Origin of the sequence: Escherichia sp. WS3227_2, from assembly GCF_046486495.1 — a bacterium.
Taxonomy (GTDB): Bacteria; Pseudomonadota; Gammaproteobacteria; order Enterobacterales; family Enterobacteriaceae; genus Escherichia; species Escherichia coli.
In genome coordinates this window covers 204,664-222,925 of record NZ_JBJQLG010000004.1, presented here as the reverse complement: position 1 = coordinate 222,925, position 18,262 = coordinate 204,664, and the positions used below count along the sequence as shown (strand labels likewise).

General features: G+C 50.6%; 17 protein-coding genes. 15 read left to right on the top strand and 2 right to left on the bottom strand.

The window, feature by feature from the left end; all coding sequences use genetic code 11:
- Positions 1-186 precede the first annotated feature (186 nt).
- The 14 genes from ACJHXB_RS07775 to yahM all read left to right on the top strand — a co-directional run bounded on the left by ACJHXB_RS07775 (position 187) and on the right by yahM (position 15,333).
- On the top strand, positions 187-792 hold the full coding sequence (locus ACJHXB_RS07775) for an ankyrin repeat domain-containing protein (RefSeq protein ID WP_000153102.1): 606 nt from the start codon (positions 187-189) through the stop codon (positions 790-792).
- A gap of 39 nt (positions 793-831) precedes the next feature.
- Positions 832-1,695, top strand: coding sequence for a DUF2877 domain-containing protein (locus ACJHXB_RS07770; RefSeq protein WP_001316147.1), 864 nt, complete (start codon positions 832-834; stop codon positions 1,693-1,695).
- Positions 1,685-3,232: an acyl-CoA synthetase FdrA gene (gene fdrA / locus ACJHXB_RS07765; protein WP_000111842.1), complete on the top strand. Its 1,548-nt coding sequence runs from the start codon at positions 1,685-1,687 to the stop codon at positions 3,230-3,232. Before ACJHXB_RS07770 ends, fdrA begins: the two co-directional genes overlap by 11 nt.
- A complete protein-coding gene (locus ACJHXB_RS07760; RefSeq protein WP_000083440.1) occupies positions 3,232-4,650 on the top strand; it encodes a DUF1116 domain-containing protein in 1,419 nt (472 codons plus the stop codon). The genes fdrA and ACJHXB_RS07760 overlap by 1 nt, the downstream gene beginning before the upstream one ends.
- A 94-nt stretch (positions 4,651-4,744) precedes the next feature.
- Positions 4,745-5,695 (top strand): carbamate kinase family protein, encoded by a 951-nt coding sequence (locus ACJHXB_RS07755; protein ID WP_000661640.1) that lies wholly within the window; start codon positions 4,745-4,747, stop codon positions 5,693-5,695.
- A 9-nt stretch (positions 5,696-5,704) separates the two neighbouring features.
- Entirely contained in the window at positions 5,705-7,087 is a 1,383-nt protein-coding gene (locus ACJHXB_RS07750; RefSeq protein WP_000665144.1) for an amidohydrolase family protein, read from the top strand.
- 296 nt (positions 7,088-7,383) lie between these two features.
- Positions 7,384-7,794, top strand: coding sequence for an ASCH domain-containing protein (locus tag ACJHXB_RS07745; RefSeq protein ID WP_410233480.1), 411 nt, complete (start codon positions 7,384-7,386; stop codon positions 7,792-7,794).
- A 253-nt stretch (positions 7,795-8,047) separates the two neighbouring features.
- Entirely contained in the window at positions 8,048-9,031 is a 984-nt protein-coding gene (locus ACJHXB_RS07740) for an autoinducer 2 ABC transporter substrate-binding protein (RefSeq protein ID WP_001042105.1), read from the top strand.
- 48 nt (positions 9,032-9,079) lie between these two features.
- Positions 9,080-10,564, top strand: coding sequence for a sugar ABC transporter ATP-binding protein (locus ACJHXB_RS07735; protein WP_000447342.1), 1,485 nt, complete (start codon positions 9,080-9,082; stop codon positions 10,562-10,564).
- Positions 10,557-11,528, top strand: a complete 972-nt coding sequence (locus ACJHXB_RS07730) for an ABC transporter permease (protein WP_000818902.1) — start codon at positions 10,557-10,559, stop codon at positions 11,526-11,528. Before ACJHXB_RS07735 ends, ACJHXB_RS07730 begins: the two co-directional genes overlap by 8 nt.
- Positions 11,525-12,481, top strand: coding sequence for an ABC transporter permease (locus tag ACJHXB_RS07725; RefSeq protein WP_000750344.1), 957 nt, complete (start codon positions 11,525-11,527; stop codon positions 12,479-12,481). The genes ACJHXB_RS07730 and ACJHXB_RS07725 overlap by 4 nt, the downstream gene beginning before the upstream one ends.
- Before the next feature lie 86 nt (positions 12,482-12,567).
- Entirely contained in the window at positions 12,568-13,617 is a 1,050-nt protein-coding gene (yahK, locus tag ACJHXB_RS07720; protein ID WP_000692722.1) for an NADPH-dependent aldehyde reductase YahK, read from the top strand.
- 242 nt (positions 13,618-13,859) lie between these two features.
- The gene (gene yahL / locus ACJHXB_RS07715; RefSeq protein WP_001605091.1) at positions 13,860-14,675 is read left to right on the top strand and encodes a protein YahL; all 816 of its coding nucleotides are present in this window, start codon (positions 13,860-13,862) and stop codon (positions 14,673-14,675) included.
- Positions 14,676-15,087: 412 nt separating this feature from the next.
- A complete protein-coding gene (gene yahM / locus ACJHXB_RS07710; RefSeq protein WP_000290604.1) occupies positions 15,088-15,333 on the top strand; it encodes a protein YahM in 246 nt (81 codons plus the stop codon).
- Between the two features lie 16 nt (positions 15,334-15,349).
- On the opposite strand, the gene ACJHXB_RS07705 is transcribed toward yahM, so the two are convergent.
- On the bottom strand, positions 15,350-16,021 hold the full coding sequence (locus ACJHXB_RS07705; RefSeq protein WP_000976969.1) for a LysE family transporter: 672 nt from the start codon (positions 16,019-16,021) through the stop codon (positions 15,350-15,352).
- Positions 16,022-16,167: 146 nt separating this feature from the next.
- On the opposite strand from ACJHXB_RS07705, the gene yahO reads away from it, so the two are divergent.
- Complete coding sequence (gene yahO, locus ACJHXB_RS07700; protein WP_000691953.1) at positions 16,168-16,443, top strand: DUF1471 family periplasmic protein YahO; 276 nt, start codon at positions 16,168-16,170, stop codon at positions 16,441-16,443.
- Positions 16,444-16,543: 100 nt separating this feature from the next.
- Here yahO and prpR read toward each other — a convergent pair whose 3' ends face one another.
- Entirely contained in the window at positions 16,544-18,130 is a 1,587-nt protein-coding gene (gene prpR / locus ACJHXB_RS07695; RefSeq protein ID WP_000941090.1) for a propionate catabolism operon regulatory protein PrpR, read from the bottom strand.
- Between the last annotated feature and the right edge of the window lie 132 nt (positions 18,131-18,262).

The window sequence follows — 18,262 nt, the reverse complement described above, 5'->3', positions numbered from 1 at the left end:
ATTGAGTGAAAGGGTATCGGGTCAAAGAAACAAATATTGCACTACCGCACACTGCGAAAAGATTGTTGAACATCATTCAACAAAAAGGCGAAATACGGCGAATTAAATTTAAGCGGGTTCTTTTATCAGATTATCGTTGCTATTCTCAATTCATCGAAAACAGCCACAAAAACCAGGGGAATGTGAATGACTATAAAAAATCTACCTGCCGACTATTTATTGGCTGCGCAACAGGGTGATATCGATAAAGTAAAAACATGCCTTGCGCTGGGTGTCGATATTAATACCTGCGATCGTCAGGGGAAAACGGCAATTACGCTGGCAAGTTTATATCAGCAATATGCTTGCGTTCAGGCATTAATTGATGCCGGAGCGGATATTAATAAGCAAGATCAAATATGTTCAAATCCTTTTTTAATTAGCTGCCTGACCGGCGATTTAACCCTGTTACGGATTATTTTACCGGCTAAACCTGATCTTAATTGCGTCACCCGTTTTGGCGGTGTCGGCCTGACGCCTGCCTGTGAAAAAGGCCATTTAAGTATTGTAAAAGAGCTTTTGGCGCATACGGAGATTAACGTTAACCAGACCAACCATGTTGGCTGGACGCCGCTACTGGAAGCAATTGTGCTTAATGATGGCGGGATTAAACAGCAGGCGATTGTCCAGTTATTGCTGGAACACGGTGCCAGCCCGCACATGACGGATAAATATGGCAAAACGCCGCTGGAACTGGCGCGGGAACGAGGCTTTGAAGAGATTGCGCAGTTACTGATTGCCGCAGGTGCATAATCCGGGAGGCTTGCTATCAACACACCAGAAAGACGGTGTGTGTGGGCGCTAACTGCGGATGCTGATTTTCTGGCGCATCGGGGGCAAGGTCAGGTTGAACAGGTCTTTGCCAGAGCGGTAAATATCGCACTTCCGGCCCGCCAGCAGTTGCTGACGCTGCTTTGTGAAGAGTACGACAATGCGCCAAACAGTTGTCGGTTGGCACTCACTCACTTTGATGGTCTGTTCCGGCATGGTGATAAGGTTCAGTTTGACGATCAAGGCATTACGGTTGGTCAACATCTTCATATAGAGATGAGTCATTGCCTGCGTTGGCTGTCCCCAACCTTGCAAATGGCCGCTGTGAATTTTCATCTTATCGCCTGGCAACAGTGGCATGACATTATTCATCAGCACCTGGGGGAAAATGAAACCCTGTTTAATTATTGCGGCGATAATCCGTTTTATCAGGCGTTAAATAAAGAATTACATATTAAACGACGGGCAGTTATTCAGGCCGTAAACGATAAACAAAATATCGCCTCAGCAGTCGCCAGTATGATGGGCTTAGGGATTGGCCTTACGCCATCAGCCGACGATTATTTAACAGGTCTGGCGCTTATTTTATTTATTTCCGGACATCCGGCGGAAAAATACAAAGAGGAATTTTATATCGGTCTGCAACGCGGCAGAAATAATACCACGTTATTAAGTGCCATAACGCTGGAAGCCGCATTACAACAACGCTGCCGGGAAAATATTCATCATTTTATTCACGATATTATTTATGGTGTCCCTGGGAATTCAACCCAGGCAATAGAAAAAATTAAACATATTGGCTCCAGTTCCGGCTGCGACATGCTGTATGGCATGGCCGATGGTTGTGCGCTGAGCCAAACCTACGGAGGGAATTATGTCAGTTAAAATAGTCATTAAACCGAATACCTATTTTGATTCTGTCTCGCTGATGTCTATCTCCACGCGTGCAAATAAACTCGACGGCGTCGAGCAGGCATTTGTGGCGATGGCGACCGAAATGAACAAAGGCGTACTGAAGAATTTAGGGCTGCTGACGCCGGAGCTGGAGCAGGCGAAAAACGGCGACCTGATGATTGTCATCAATGGTAAATCGGGTGTGGACAACGAGCAGTTGCTGGCGGAGATTGAAGAACTGTTCAACACCAAAGCGCAAAGCGGCTCGCACGAGGCGCGTTACGCCACTATTGCCAGCGCCAAAAAGCATATCCCGGAAAGTAACCTGGCAGTGATTTCGGTCAACGGTCTGTTTGCCGCTCGCGAAGCGCGTCAGGCGCTGCAAAACGATCTTAACGTGATGCTGTTTTCCGATAACGTCTCGGTTGAAGATGAACTGGCGCTCAAACAGTTGGCCCATGAAAAAGGGCTGCTGCTGATGGGGCCGGACTGCGGCACGGCGATTATCAACGGCGCGGCGCTCTGCTTTGGTAACGCCGTGCGTCGCGGCAACATCGGTATTGTTGGCGCATCCGGCACCGGCAGCCAGGAGCTGAGCGTCCGCATTCATGAATTTGGCGGCGGCGTTTCACAACTGATCGGCACCGGCGGGCGCGACCTGAGCGAGAAAATCGGCGGCCTGATGATGCTCGACGCTATCGGGATGCTGGAAAACGATCCGCAAACTGAAATCATTGTGCTTATCTCCAAACCGCCAGCGCCTGCGGTGGCCCGCAAAGTGCTGGAACGCGCACGCGCCTGCCGTAAGCCAGTGGTGGTCTGCTTCCTCGGTCGTGGCGAAACGCCAGTGGATGAGCAGGGGCTACAGTTTGCTCGCGGCAGCAAAGAGGCGGCACTAAAAGCGGTGATGCTCTCCGGTGTGAAACAAGAACATCTCGACTTGCATACCCTGAACCAGCCGTTGATTGCGGATGTGCGTGCGCGTCTGCAACCGCAGCAGAAATACATTCGTGGCCTGTTCTGCGGCGGCACGCTGTGTGACGAAACCATGTTCGCGGTGATGGAAAAACATGGCGATGTCTACAGCAACATTCAGCCCGATCCTGAATTCCGCCTGCAAGATATCAACCGCAGCATCAAACACACCTTCCTAGACTTTGGCGATGACGACTTCACCAACGGCAAGCCGCATCCAATGATTGACCCCACCAACCGTATCAGCCGCTTGATCGAAGAGGCGCGCGATCCAGAAGTGGCGGTGATCGTGATGGATTTTGTGCTCGGGTTTGGATCGCATGAAGATCCGGTCGGTTCCACCATCGAGGCGATCAAAGAGGCGAAAGCGATCGCCGCTGCCGAAGGACGTGAGTTGATCATTCTCGCCTATGTGCTGGGTACCGATCTTGATACGCCATCATTAGAACAACAAAGCCAGATGCTGCTTGATGCCGGAGTGATTCTGGCAAGCAGCAGCACCAATACCGGATTGCTGGCGCGTGAATTTATCTGCAAAGGGGAGGAAGCCTGATGAGCCAGTCACTGTTTAGCCAACCGTTGAACGTTATTAACGTCGGCATCGCCATGTTTAGCGATGATCTGAAAAAGCAGCATGTAGAAGTGACCCAACTCGACTGGACGCCGCCGGGGCAGGGCAATATGCAGGTGGTGCAGGCGCTGGACAACATTGCCGATTCCCCGCTGGCGGACAAAATCGCCGCCGCGAATCAGCAGGCGCTGGAGCGCATTATTCAGTCACATCCGGTGCTGATTGGTTTTGATCAGGCGATTAACGTGGTGCCGGGCATGACGCCGAAAACCATTCTTCACGCCGGGCCGCCGATCACCTGGGAAAAAATGTGCGGCGCGATGAAAGGCGCGGTCACCGGGGCGCTGGTGTTCGAAGGGCTGGCGAAAGATCTCGACGAGGCGGCTGAACTGGCGGCCTCCGGGGAGATCTCCTTCTCGCCGTGCCACGAGCACGACTGCGTGGGATCGATGGCGGGTGTTACTTCGGCCTCGATGTTTATGCACATCGTAAAAAACAAAACCTACGGCAACATCGCTTACACCAATATGAGCGAGCAGATGGCGAAGATTTTGCGTATGGGCGCTAACGACCAGAGCGTGATTGACCGCCTCAACTGGATGCGCGATGTGCAGGGGCCCATGCTGCGCGACGCGATGAAAATTATCGGCGAAATCGATCTGCGCTTAATGCTGGCGCAAGCGCTGCATATGGGCGATGAATGCCATAACCGCAATAACGCCGGGACGACGCTGTTGATTCAGGCGTTGACGCCAGGGATTATTCAGGCGGGTTATTCCGTCGAGCAACAGCGCGAAGTGTTTGAGTTTGTCGCCAGCAGCGACTACTTCTCCGGCCCGACGTGGATGGCGATGTGTAAAGCGGCGATGGATGCGGCGCACGGCATCGAATACAGCACCGTGGTCACCACCATGGCGCGTAACGGCGTCGAGTTCGGCCTGCGGGTCAGCGGCCTGCCGGGGCAATGGTTTACCGGTCCGGCGCAGCAGGTGATCGGGCCGATGTTTGCCGGTTATAAGCCGGAAGATTCGGGGCTGGATATCGGCGACAGCGCCATCACCGAAACCTACGGCATTGGCGGATTTGCTATGGCGACCGCGCCCGCGATCGTCGCGCTGGTGGGCGGCACGGTGGAAGAGGCTATCGATTTCTCCCGCCAGATGCGTGAAATCACTCTCGGTGAAAACCCCAACGTCACCATTCCGCTGCTCGGTTTTATGGGCGTGCCGTCGGCAATCGACATCACCCGCGTGGGCAGCAGCGGCATTCTGCCGGTGATCAACACCGCCATCGCCCATAAAGATGCGGGCGTCGGCATGATTGGTGCGGGCATTGTGCATCCACCATTCGCCTGCTTCGAGAAAGCCATTCTCGGCTGGTGCGAACGTTACGGCGTCTGACCTGCAAACGCACCTTACGATCCCTTCTCCCTTCTGGGGAGAGGGGCAACCTCACTCTCATAACCCCATCACCCTCTGTAGCGGACATAACAACATGAAAGAGCTTGTGGTCGTTGCCATTGGTGGCAACAGCATTATCAAAGATAACGCCAGCCAGTCGATTGAGCATCAGGCGGAGGCGGTGAAAGCCGTGGCCGATACGGTGCTGGAAATGCTGGCTTCCGATTACGACATTGTGCTGACCCACGGCAACGGGCCGCAGGTCGGTCTGGATTTACGCCGCGCGGAGATAGCCCACGAGCGCGAAGGGCTGCCCTTAACGCCGCTGGCGAACTGTGTGGCGGATACGCAAGGCGGCATTGGCTATCTGATCCAACAGGCGCTGAATAACCGACTGGCGCGTCACGGTGAGAAAAAAGCCGTCACCGTGGTGACTCAGGTGGAAGTGGATAAAAACGATCCGGGGTTTGCCCATCCCACCAAGCCCATCGGCGCATTCTTTAGTGAAAGCCAGCGTGACGAATTACAAAAGGCAAACCCTGACTGGCGTTTTGTTGAAGATGCCGGACGGGGCTATCGCCGCGTGGTCGCCTCGCCGGAACCGAAACGTATTGTCGAAGCACCTGCCATTAAGACTCTGATCCAACAAGGCTTTGTGGTGATTGGCGCGGGTGGCGGCGGAATTCCGGTGGTGCGCACAGAAGCAGGGGATTACCAAAGCGTGGACGCAGTTATCGACAAAGATCTCTCTACCGCGCTACTGGCTCGCGAAATTCACGCCGACATTTTGGTGATCACTACTGGCGTGGAAAAAGTGTGTATTCACTTTGGCAAGCCGCAGCAGCAGGCGCTTGATCGGGTGGATATTGCCACCATGACCCGCTATATGCAGGAAGGGCATTTCCCGCCTGGCAGCATGTTGCCAAAAATCATCGCCAGCCTGACGTTCCTGGAACAGGGCGGCAAAGAAGTGATTATCACCACGCCGGAATGCCTGCCTGCGGCGCTGCGCGGTGAAACGGGCACCCATATTATTAAAACGTAAGGACGTAAGATGAAAGAAAGCAATAGCCGCCGTGAGTTTCTGAGCCAGAGCGGTAAGATGGTCACCGCCGCCGCGCTGTTTGGTACCTCTGTGCCGCTCGCCCATGCGGCAGTCTCTGGCACAACCCACTGCGACGCGAATAACACCATGAAAATCACTGACCCGCACTACTATCTCGACAACGTGTTGCTGGAAACCGGTTTTGACTACGAAAATGGCGTGGCGGTGCAGACCCGCACGGCGCGCCAGACTGTGGAAATTCAGAACGGCAAAATTGTTGCACTGCGCGAGAACAATCAGCATCCGGACGCCACGCTGCCGCACTATGACGCTGGCGGTAAGCTGATGCTGCCCACCACCCGCGACATGCATATTCATCTCGACAAAACCTTTTACGGCGGGCCGTGGCGCTCGCTCAATCGCCCGGCAGGCACCACCATCCAGGACATGATCAACCTCGAGCAGAAAATGCTGCCGGAGCTGCAACCGTACACTCAGGAACGAGCGGAAAAACTGATCGATTTATTGCAGTCGAAAGGCACTACCATTGCCCGCAGCCACTGCAATATCGAACCGGTTTCCGGCCTGAAAAATCTGCAAAATTTGCAGGCGGTGCTGGCGCGACGTCAGGCGGGCTTCGAGTGTGAAATCGTCGCCTTCCCGCAGCACGGTTTGCTGCTGTCGAAATCGGAACCCTTAATGCGTGAAGCAATGCAGGCGGGCGCGCATTACGTCGGCGGTCTGGACCCGACCAGTGTTGATGGCGCGATGGAAAAATCCCTCGACACCATGTTTCAGATTGCGCTGGACTACGACAAAGGCGTCGATATTCACCTACACGAAACCACTCCGGCAGGCGTGGCAGCCATCAATTATATGGTTGAAACGGTAGAGAAAACGCCACAGCTGAAGGGCAAGCTGACCATCAGCCACGCCTTCGCGCTGGCAACGCTCAACGAACAACAGGTAGATGAACTGGCGCACCGGATGGCGGCGCAGCGAATTTCGATCGCTTCGACGGTGCCGATTGGCACGCTGCATATGCCGCTCAAACAGTTGCACGACAAAGGCGTAAAAGTCATGACCGGAACTGACAGCGTTATTGACCACTGGTCACCTTACGGCCTGGGCGACATGCTGGAAAAAGCCAATCTGTACGCGCAGCTCTATATTCGCCCTAACGAACAGAATTTGTCCCGTTCGCTGTTTTTAGCCACTGGCGATGTATTGCCGCTGAATGAAAAAGGCGAGCGCGTGTGGCCCAAAGCGCAGGATGACGCCAGTTTTGTGCTGGTGGACGCCTCCTGTTCCGCCGAGGCGGTGGCGCGTATCTCGCCGAGAACGGCGACGTTCCATAAAGGGCAACTGGTGTGGGGGAGTGTGGCAGGTTGATACGCATTTGAAACGCCTGCAATGGTGAACAGTAAGAGATTTAAAGCCCCAGGGAGTGGGGCAGCAATGGTTTGCTAATGAATGATCCTGAACTTTATAATCTCCGGGCGTAATTTCCAGGGGATTATTTGAGAGAAATACACAAAAGTGAGTTTTAACAAAGATATTTATCAAGCCATAAATGTGACCTGCTTCGGATAAAAAAGATTAAGCATCGAAAAACCAATGATCTTCTTGCTGATGGTTACCAACAGTAATTAAGATGTGATTTTTTCCGTAATCGCGAAAATATTCTCATGACCATAAAAGAAAAAATCTCACAAGAATATCCCCATGCTTCCTTTTGTACTTTTGGCGATTCAGCAGCGTTGGCCGATCACCTCGCAACGTTGATTGCGACATGTGTTAAAACAGCTTCCTGTGGTTCGCTGGCGGGATGTATTGAAGACAACGCATTTCCGATGATTGGTGAGTATAAGATTGTAGAAAATAGCCGTGGTGAGCCTGTCTGTGTTATCAGAGTGATTGGCCTGCATTTACTGCGCTTTTCTGATGTCACCGCGGAGCTTGCCCGTAAGGAAGGTGAAGGTGACCTCAGTCTTGAATATTGGCGTAATGAACACCGTCGTTTTTTCCAGGCAGAAGGATGCTATTCACCCGAAATGGACGTTATCTTTGAAGAATATGCCCTTATTGACGTTGTGTAGATAACTATTTTTCTACGCGAAATAAGCTCACAAACATAAAATATCGCTAATTTTGTTTATTTTGCTATTTTTTACGTGATGAATGTCACACTTATTATTGCTGCCCGTTTTGTCCATATTTATAACCAAATTTTTAATAGCTGCCTGAAATAGGGCTGTTTATTCTGCATAAAAATATTCGAAAATTCTTATTCTCTCCAGCGCGCTAATTTGGGCGAACACTTCCTGACTACCCTGCAATGAGGCTGAAATGATGAATAAACGTTTTGTTATCAATATGGTGTCTTCGCTGTTATTAGGCGCTGCGCTAATTTCTGCGCCGCTCCAGGCAGCGGAAAAAGTCGTGGTGAATATCTCTAAAGTCGATGGTATGCCGTGGTTTAATCGCATGGGCGAAGGTGTGGTCGAGGCGGGTAAAGCCTTTGGTGTTAATGCCTCACAGGTGGGACCTTCAAGTACTGATGCTCCGCAACAGGTTAAAATTATTGAGGATTTAATCGCCCGTAAGGTTAATGCAATTACTATCGTGCCAAACGATGCCAACGTGCTGGAACCGGTATTCAAAAAAGCGCGAGATGCCGGAATTGTGGTTCTGACCAACGAATCCCCCGGTCAGCCAAGTGCTAACTGGGATATCGAAATCATTGATAACGAAAAATTTGCCGCTGAATATGTTGAACATATGGCGAAACGCATGGGTGGCAAGGGCGGCTATGTGATTTACGTGGGTAGTTTGACCGTGCCGCAGCATAACTTATGGGCTGACTTGCTGGTGAAATACCAGAAAGAGCATTACCCTGATATGCATGAAGTTACCCGCCGCATGCCGGTTGCCGAGAGTGTGGATGACTCACGTCGTACCACACTGGACCTGATGAAAACCTATCCTGACTTGAAAGCGGTTGTCTCCTTTGGTTCAAACGGTCCGATTGGCGCGGGACGTGCGGTGAAAGAGAAACGGGCGAAAAATAAAGTCGCAGTCTATGGCATGATGATCCCTTCACAGGCGGCATCACTGATTAAAAGTGGTGATATCACCGAAGGGATTACTTACGATCCGGCCTCTGCAGGTTACGCACTCGCGGCCGTCGCCAGCACGTTGCTGAAGGGTGAAGAGATCAAACCTGGATTAGAAATGGAGAATCTCGGTAAGGCCGACGTAGATATGGATAAGCGAATTATCCGTTTCCATAAGGTATTACTGGTCAACAAAGACAATATCGACTCACTTTATTAATCCATTTCTTCGGGGCGAAAGCCCCGATTCTTATTGCCAGGGGATGCTATGGAAACCTTCCTTTCCCTTCGTCATATCAACAAAACGTTTCATGCCACGCGAGCGCTGCGCGATGTTTCTCTCGACTTTATGTCGGGTGAAGTGCACTGCCTTGCCGGGCAAAACGGCTGTGGTAAATCGACGTTGATTAAAATTATGTCCGGTGTTTATCGCCCGGATGAGGGAGCGGAAATTACGCTTGGTGGGAAAAACTGGTCAAAGCTGACACCCGCCGCTTCGGTGGCGCAGGGGATTCAGGTGATTTATCAGGACCTCTCTTTATTTCCTAACCTGAGTGTCTGGGAGAATATCGCCGTGAATCACTATCACCACGGTCTGTTTGTTAACCGCCGTCGTCTGCGTGAGGTGGCGCAGGCGGCAATGACCAGTATTAACGTCACATTGCCACTGGATACGCTCGTTTCTGAGCTTTCAATTGCCCGCTGTCAGCTGGTGGCAATTTGCCGTGCACTGGCGCAGGACGCACGGTTGATCGTGATGGATGAACCAACCGCTTCGCTGACCCATCAGGAAGTGCAAGGGTTATTACAGGTGGTGCATCAATTGCGGGAACGCGGGATCTGCGTGGTCTTCGTCAGTCATCGTCTGGAAGAAGTGATGGAAGTTTCCGACCGTATTTCAGTGCTGAAAGATGGTGAGCTGGTCGGGACCTTTCCGGCCGCAGAGATGACCACAAAACAACTCAGTTTTCTGATGACCGGCCAGGAGTTCGAATATCAGGTACGAGAGTTGTGGCAGGGAAAATCCAGCACCCCGGTGCTGGAGGTGCGTAATTTAAGTCGTCATGGGGAATATCAAAATATTAACTTGCGGGTGGAAGCGGGCGAAGTGGTGTCGATTGTTGGCCTGCTTGGTGCGGGGCGCACGGAATTATGTCTGAGTCTGTTTGGTATGACCCGACCGGATGCTGGTGAGATCCTCATCAACGGTCAGCCGGTTACACTGCATAGTAACCAGGACGCCATCCGCCACGGTATTGGTTATGTTTCGGAAGATCGCATGTCGCGCGGTTTGGTGATGGCGCAATCTATTGAAGACAACATCATTAGCACTGTTTTTCACAAGGTAAAAGATCGCTTCGGCTTTCTGAGTGAAGCTAAAGTGCGTGACCTGGTGGACAGGCTAATCAAGGCATTGACCATCAAAGTCTCTGACCCACATCTCCCGGTGAATACGCTTTCCGGGGGTAACGCGCAGCGAGTATCGATCGCCAAATGGCTGGCGATTGGGCCACGACTGTTGATTCTCGATAGCCCGACTGTCGGTGTTGATATCGCCAACAAAGCAGGAATATACGGCATTATCAGCGATCTGGCGGCTCATGGCATTGCGGTATTGATGATCTGCGATGAAATTGAAGAAGCGTGGTATCAAAGCCACCGGATTTTGGTAATGCAAAAAGGTCAGATCACCCATAGCTTCCTGCCTGACAGCAGTTCTCAGGCCAGGATTGCGGAGGTGGTAAATGGCTGAACTGAAAAAACGCCATGAATTCTGGCTGGCATTACTGATTGTGGTGCTGTTTGTTGGCCTTGCCTGGCGCAGCGACGAGTTTCTGACATTCGGTAATTTGTACGATCTCGCCAATAACTATGCCATGTTGACTATTCTCGCCTGTGGTTTGTTTGTGGTGTTAATTTCCGGTGGGATTGATATTTCGTTTCCGGCAATGACCATCATTGCGCAATACGGCATGGTGCTGTTGCTGCAAAAAATTGGTGGCAACTTTGCTGTCGCGTTTGCCCTGGCGGGCGGCATCGGCATTTTACTTGGCTTAATAAACGCCTTACTGGTTAATCGCCTACGGGTGCCGTCTATCATCATCACTATCTCGACGCTGAATATTTTCTATGGCCTGCTGTTATGGTTGAGTAAAGGTGTGTGGCTGTACGACTTTCCGCCGTGGTTTGAGCAGGGGGTTATGTTGTTCAAGTACACCGATGCTGATGGCTATGACTATGGCCTTGGTCTGCCGCTGATCGCCATGATTACGGTGGTGCTGCTAACAGCGTTTATCATGAATTTCACCAGTGTAGGGCGCAAAATTTATGCCCTTGGCGGGAACCGCGAATCAGCCAGTCGCATCGGCTTTAGCGTGCTGAAACTGCAACTTTTCGTCTACGGCTATATGGGATTGATGTCTGGTGCTGCGGGTGTAGTGCAGTCGTGGACGGTGATGACTGTCGCCCCCGATTCTCTTCTGGGTTATGAGCTGACAGTACTGGCTGCGGTGGTGCTTGGCGGCACTAGTTTGCTCGGCGGGCGCGGCACGTTAACCGGTACTTTGCTCGGCGTGGTGTTGTTGGCAGTGATGCAAAACGGGCTAAATTTATTGGGAGTCTCGTCTTACTGGCAAACATTGATCACCGGCATCATCATCGTTGCCAGCATTAGTGCCACGGCGTGGAGTCAGCATCAGAACCGGAGTCTGCTATGAAAAAATCGTGGCGTAACAACGTTGAGTTTTACTTGATCGGCCTGCTGGTGCTAACTGTTGCAGCCTTCAGCATTACTATGCCGGAGATTTTCTGGTCGATAAGTAATTTCCAGTCCGTCGCTTCGCAAATGCCCGTGCTGGGCATTCTGGCGTTGGCTATGGCGGTGACCATGCTTTGCGGTGGCATTAACTTGTCAATTATAGCCACTGCTAACGCCTGTTCACTGGTGATGGCGTGGGTGGCGACTCAGTATCCACCGGGTATTGCTACGGTTGTCGCTACGCTGCTGGCGGGCGCTGGCGCGGCGGTGATAATCGGTTTATGTAACGGCGTATTGATTGCTGGTATTCGAGTGTCGCCAATTCTTGCAACGCTTGGGATGATGACGTTGCTCAAAGGGGTAAATATTCTGGTGACAGGCGGTAGCGCCATTGCCAATTATCCCTCATGGGTGCTGTGGTTGAATCATGCACAGTGGTTCGGTATTCCGCTACCGATGTGGTTGTTTGCCGCAGTGGCGCTGGGGCTGTGGATATTGCTGGAGAAAACGCCACTCGGTAAATCCATTTATCTGATTGGTTCTAACGAACGAGCAACACTTTACTCCGGTATTAACACTCGTCGGGTGCTGATATGGGTGTATGTCATTTCCGCCTTGCTTTGTGCGGTAGCGGCATTTTTGATGATGTCGAAACTCAACTCGGCTAAGGCCTCTTATGGCGAATCGTACTTGCTGGTGTCAATCCTCGCGGCAGTACTCGGCGGGGTTAATCCGGACGGCGGCAGCGGGCGGATAATTGGTATGGTGCTGGCGCTGTTTCTTCTGCAAATTATTGAAAGCGGCTTCAATATTCTCGGTATAAGCCCCTACCTGACGATGGCCTTATGGGGAACGTTGCTGCTCTGTTTCATTCAGGCTCGCGGCATGTTGGGGCTGGATCGGGTGGTTTAAATATTGGCTATATTCAATGGACGCGTTTTGCCGCGATGACATATCAGGCATCGCCAAATACACATAGCTAATCAGGAGTAAACACAATGAAGATCAAAGCTGTTGGTGCATATTCCGCTAAACAACCACTTGAACCGATGGATATCACCCGGCGTGAACCGGGACCGCATGATGTCAAAATTGAAATCGCTTACTGTGGCGTCTGCCATTCCGATATCCACCAGGTCCGTTCCGAGTGGGCGGGGACGGTTTATCCCTGCGTGCCGGGCCATGAAATTGTAGGGCGCGTGGTAGCTGTTGGTGATCAGGTAGAAAAATATGCGCCGGGCGATCTGGTTGGTGTCGGCTGCATTGTCGACAGTTGTAAACATTGCGAAGAGTGTGAAGACGGGCTGGAAAACTACTGTGATCACATGACCGGCACCTATAACTCGCCGACGCCGGACGAACCGGGCCATACTCTGGGCGGCTACTCACAACAGATCGTCGTTCATGAGCGATATGTTCTGCGTATTCGTCACCCGCAAGAGCAGCTGGCGGCGGTGGCTCCTTTGTTGTGTGCAGGGATCACCACATACTCGCCGCTACGTCACTGGCAGGCCGGGCCGGGTAAAAAAGTGGGCGTGGTCGGCATCGGCGGTCTGGGACATATGGGGATCAAGCTGGCCCACGCGATGGGGGCGCATGTGGTGGCATTTACCACTTCTGAGTCAAAACGCGAAGCGGCAACAGCCCTGGGGGCCGATGAAGTTGTTAACTCACGCAATGCCGATGAGATGGCGGCTCATCTGAAGAGTTTCGATTTCATTTTGAATACAGTAGCTGCGCCACATAATCTCGACGATTTTACTACCTTGCTGAAGCGTGATGGCACCATGACGCTGGTTGGTGCGCCTGCGACACCGCATAAATCACCGGAAGTTTTCAACCTGATCATGAAACGCCGTGCGATAGCCGGTTCTATGATTGGCGGCATTCCAGAAACACAGGAGATGCTCGATTTTTGCGCCGAACATGGCATCGTGGCTGATATAGAGATGATTCGGGCCGATCAAATTAATGAAGCCTATGAGCGAATGCTGCGTGGTGATGTGAAATATCGTTTTGTTATCGATAATCGCACACTAACAGACTGAAAAAATTAATAAATACCCTGTGGTTTAACATATTAACTTCGCTCTCCACTTAACTTTTTAGTTAAGGAGAGCGAAATAATATCAAAGTAGCAGTAAAACCTATAACGTAAATTCAAATTGTTAAATTAACTCCCTCCAGTACACAATACTTCACACGTTCGTTATGAGCGATTTCTGATAGTGCCTGGTTTAATCAGGGCTTTATTATCTGCGACGTTTATTTTTATTTAAGAGAGATCGCGATGATATCATTAAAAGCTCCGCACAATAATTTGATGCCATATACGCAACAAAGCATACTTAATACGGTTAAAAACAATCAGTTATCAGAGGATATCAAAAGCTCCCTGGTCTCCTGTGTCGATATATTCAAGGTTTTGATTAAACAATATTATTATTATCCTTATGATTGTCGTGATGATTTAGTCGATGACGACAAACTCATTCATCTCATGGCTGCCGTACGAGACTGTGAGTGGTCAGACGATAACGCACTCACCATAAATGTGCAGTTTAATGATTTCCCTGGGTTTTATGACTGGATGGATTACCCTGATCACCCGGTTAAGTTTGTTTTTCGCATACTTGAAAATCAAAAAGGGACAGTTTGGGTATATGACCAGGATGATGCGTTTCTTGATATTAAAGCAAATGTGCAGGCTGGACGCTTTACCGGGCTTAAGAAATTAGTGCAGTTTATCGATTCAGTGCGAACAGATTGCAAATGTATTCTTCTTGAACACCATATGCCTTTGCTGAGACTTTTCCCTAAAGGGAAAGAGTGTATGCATGTGGAAAAATGGCTTCGCGAAATGTCGTCTATCCCGGAGACCGACGCGCCCATTAAGCAGGCGCTTGCGCATGGATTATTATTACACTTAAAAAATATCTACCCTGTTTTTCCTGAATCACTGGTGATGTTATTGCTCTCTGTTCTGGACGTAAAAACATACAGAGATGATGCGCGATTAAATCAATGGATATCTAATAGAGTGCAGGAATTAGGTGACAGATATTATCCTGTAAATAAGCACGTTAAAATCCGCTACACTCTTTAGTTCAGAAAGGGTTCCACCTGCGAGTTGTTATTCCACCAGAGAGTGAATCGCAAAGCAGGTGATCATTTCATCTGTATATCCGTATGCCAAATGGCATTCCACCGCCTTTTTCGCCGATATTTTGTTGTGATCGGCGACACTTCGCTTAAAAAAGCATCAGCAGTGGTTTCGCAGCTATACGGTGTATAAAAAATGATCTCATGCAGATGTTTTGTGAATGTGTGGGTTGACATTCATATTAAAAAAATCATAATTCCATCATGTTTGTGTGGGGTCTTTTCTGTATCTTACGCATCGCACTCAAGCCTGACAGAAAATATGCTGTAAGGCTCATATCAAAAACCGCCATTAGCTCATCAGGAAGAGCAGACGACAACCAGGATTGTTGTATGGTACGGGGTTCGAGGCCTCGATGGCGGTCCAACTTTTCATAACTCTTCTGAATCAGCTCCCCTTATTATCATCCCTGCAAAGTGGAACATTACCATTGTTTGGCTATTCAGGACGGGTCAGACCAATGAAAAAAGCCCACACAGGGGAGAGTGGGCTGAAATGGGAAGCTAAAGACTCAAGTAAACTTATCGGAAATAAGGACCACGCATTACGGGGGCTATCATCGCCGATGGTCGGGATTCGGCAAATCAGGTTGATTACGTAGAGAGTAAATTATCTGCTCACCGCTGCGTCACCCCTTCGTAAATCAGGCGTAGCGCGAATACACCAATAATTGCACCAATAACCCGACTGGCAACGCGTTGCATACGCCCATAAGCACGACGCACTGCGGGCAAAGAAAACGCCTGACTAAGAAAAACGCGCCAGATAACTGATGCGAGCACAATCCCCGCCCAGGCCATTAAACGTGCCCATGTTGGTGTTTCGGCATTTAATGTTACTGAGAAAATACTGATAAAAAATAAAACGGTTTGCGGGTTAGAGAGATCGGTAATTAATCCGCGGCGAAAAAAGACATACCAGGGGGCGTTAATCGGTTGTTGTAGTGTGCTCATTTGCGGTGTTGACTGGCGGCGCATGCTGCACCACGCAAACCATAAGAGATAAGCGCCGCCAACGATTCTGATAAGCGAAAAAATCTCCTCACACTGCGTAATTAGCGTTGCAAGACCAAACAAACCCAACCCGGAATAAAATGCATCGCCCAACGCCACGCCCAGCCCGGTCAGCACCCCTGCGCGTCGACCGGAAGCCAGGCTGGTTTGTACTACCACAAAGAGATTGGCTCCCGGATTAAAAAAAGTAATCACGAACAGTCCTACGGTCAGATAAACGGCGTGCAAAGGATCCATAGTGATTTCATCCATAAATAAGTGAAGTAACTTCATCATATTTCTACCAAAAATAATCGGGTGCGAGAGAGATCACAAAGTGTCTTATTTCCGGTTACTGGCGTTTATGCGCTGACTGAACTAATTATTAATCAACCCAATAATGTGGGTGGGTGATAGTGTGATAACAACTCTGGAGCCGTAATATGAAAATAATCTCTAAAATGTTAGTCGGTGCGTTAGCGTTTGCCGTTACCAATGTTTATGCCGCTGAATTGATGACCAAAGCGGAATTTGAAAAAGTTGAATCGCAGTATGAAAAAATAGGTGATATTTCAACCAGTAATGAAATGTCGACTGCAGATGCAAAAGAAGATTTAATCAAAAAAGCCGATGAAAAAGGGGCTGATGTGTTGGTACTGACCTCTGGTCAAACTGACAATAAGATTCACGGCACGGCAAATATTTATAAGAAGAAGTAATTCTGAAACCTATGTAAACATCCCCGATGCGTAAGTTTATCGGTGATCATCATCTATTGAAATTTATGCCGGATAAAGCGTTCGCGCTGCATTCGGCAGTTCAGTTTTTCAGCCGCCGCCAGAACGTCGTCCGGCTTATGCCTAAATAATTCGCCGCTGCTGTTTTATCGCCTTTAAATTTCTCCAGTGCCTGTTGTGGTGTCAGTAAGCGTGGAGCGGGAATTTTCGCCGACTCGCGCGCCAGCTCCGGCAGTAGCAGCTGCAAAAACTGCGGCGTTAAATCCGGCGTCGGTTCCACACTTAAAAACAGCGCCAGTCGCTCCATCATATTGCGCAGTTCACGAATATTGCCCGGCCAGTCGTAGTGCACCAGCACGGTTTCGCTTGCCTGTAATCCCTGGCGTAATGCGGCAGAAAACGGGGCGGAGAGCGCCGCCAGAGACACTTTCAAAAAGCTTTCCGCCAGCGGCAGAATATCCGTCACCCGCTCGCGCAGTGGTGGCAATTGCAGACGCAAAATACTCAGCCGATAAAACAGATCACGGCGAAACTGCCCTTGCCGCATATCTTCTTCCAGATTGCAGTGAGTGGCGCTAATGACCCGCACATCTACCGGAACAGGCTGATGCCCGCCGACGCGGGTGACCTCTTTTTCTTCCAGTACCCGCAGCAGCCGAGTCTGCAACGGCAGCGGCATTTCGCCAATCTCATCCAGAAACAGCGTACCGCCGTGGGCAATTTCGAACAGCCCGGCGCGACCTCCACGTCGCGAGCCGGTGAACGCCCCTTCCTCATAGCCAAACAGCTCTGCTTCCAGCAGCGATTCGGCAATCGCCCCGCAGTTGACGGCAACAAACGGATGCGACTTTTTGCCCTGTCGCGCATCGTGGCGGGCAAAATATTCCCGATGAATCGCCTGGGCTGCCAGTTCTTTGCCCGTCCCCGTTTCCCCTTCAATTAACACCGCCGCACTGGAGCGGGCATACAGCAAAATAGTCTGCCGCACCTGTTCCATCTGTGGTGATTGACCGAGCATATCGCCCAGCACGTAACGAGTACGCAGGGCGTTACGGGTGGCATCGTGAGTGTTATGGCGTAACGACATGCGCGTCATATCCAGCGCATCGCTGAACGCCTGGCGCACGGTGGCGGCGGAATAGATAAAAATTCCGGTCATTCCGGCTTCTTCTGCCAAATCGGTAATCAGCCCTGCGCCGACCACCGCTTCGGTGCCGTTAGCTTTTAGCTCGTTAATCTGCCCGCGTGCGTCTTCCTCGGTAATGTAGCTACGTTGGTCGAGGCGCAAATTAAAGGTTTTTTGAAACGCCACCAGCGCCGGAATAGTTTCCTGATAAGTCACAACGCCGATAGAAGAGGTGAGTTTTCCGGCTTTTGCCAGTGCCTGTAACACATCGTAGCCGCTCGGTTTAATCAAAATAACTGGCACTGACAGGCGGCTTTTCAGGTACGCGCCGTTAGAGCCAGCAGCGATGATGGCGTCGCAGCGTTCGCTAGCCAGTTTCTTGCGGATGTAGGTCACCGCTTTTTCAAAGCCAAGCTGGATAGGGGTAATGTTCGCCAGATGATCAAACTCGAGGCTGATATCGCGAAACAGCTCGAACAGGCGCGTTACAGATACCGTCCAGATAACCGGTTTGTCGTCATTCAGCCGTGGTGGATGTGCCATAGCGCACCGCAAAGTTAAGAAACCGAATATTGGGTTTAGTCTTGTTTCATAATTGTTGCAATGAAACGCGGTGAAACATTGCCTGAAACGTTAACTGAAACGCATATTTGCGGATTACTTCATGACTATATT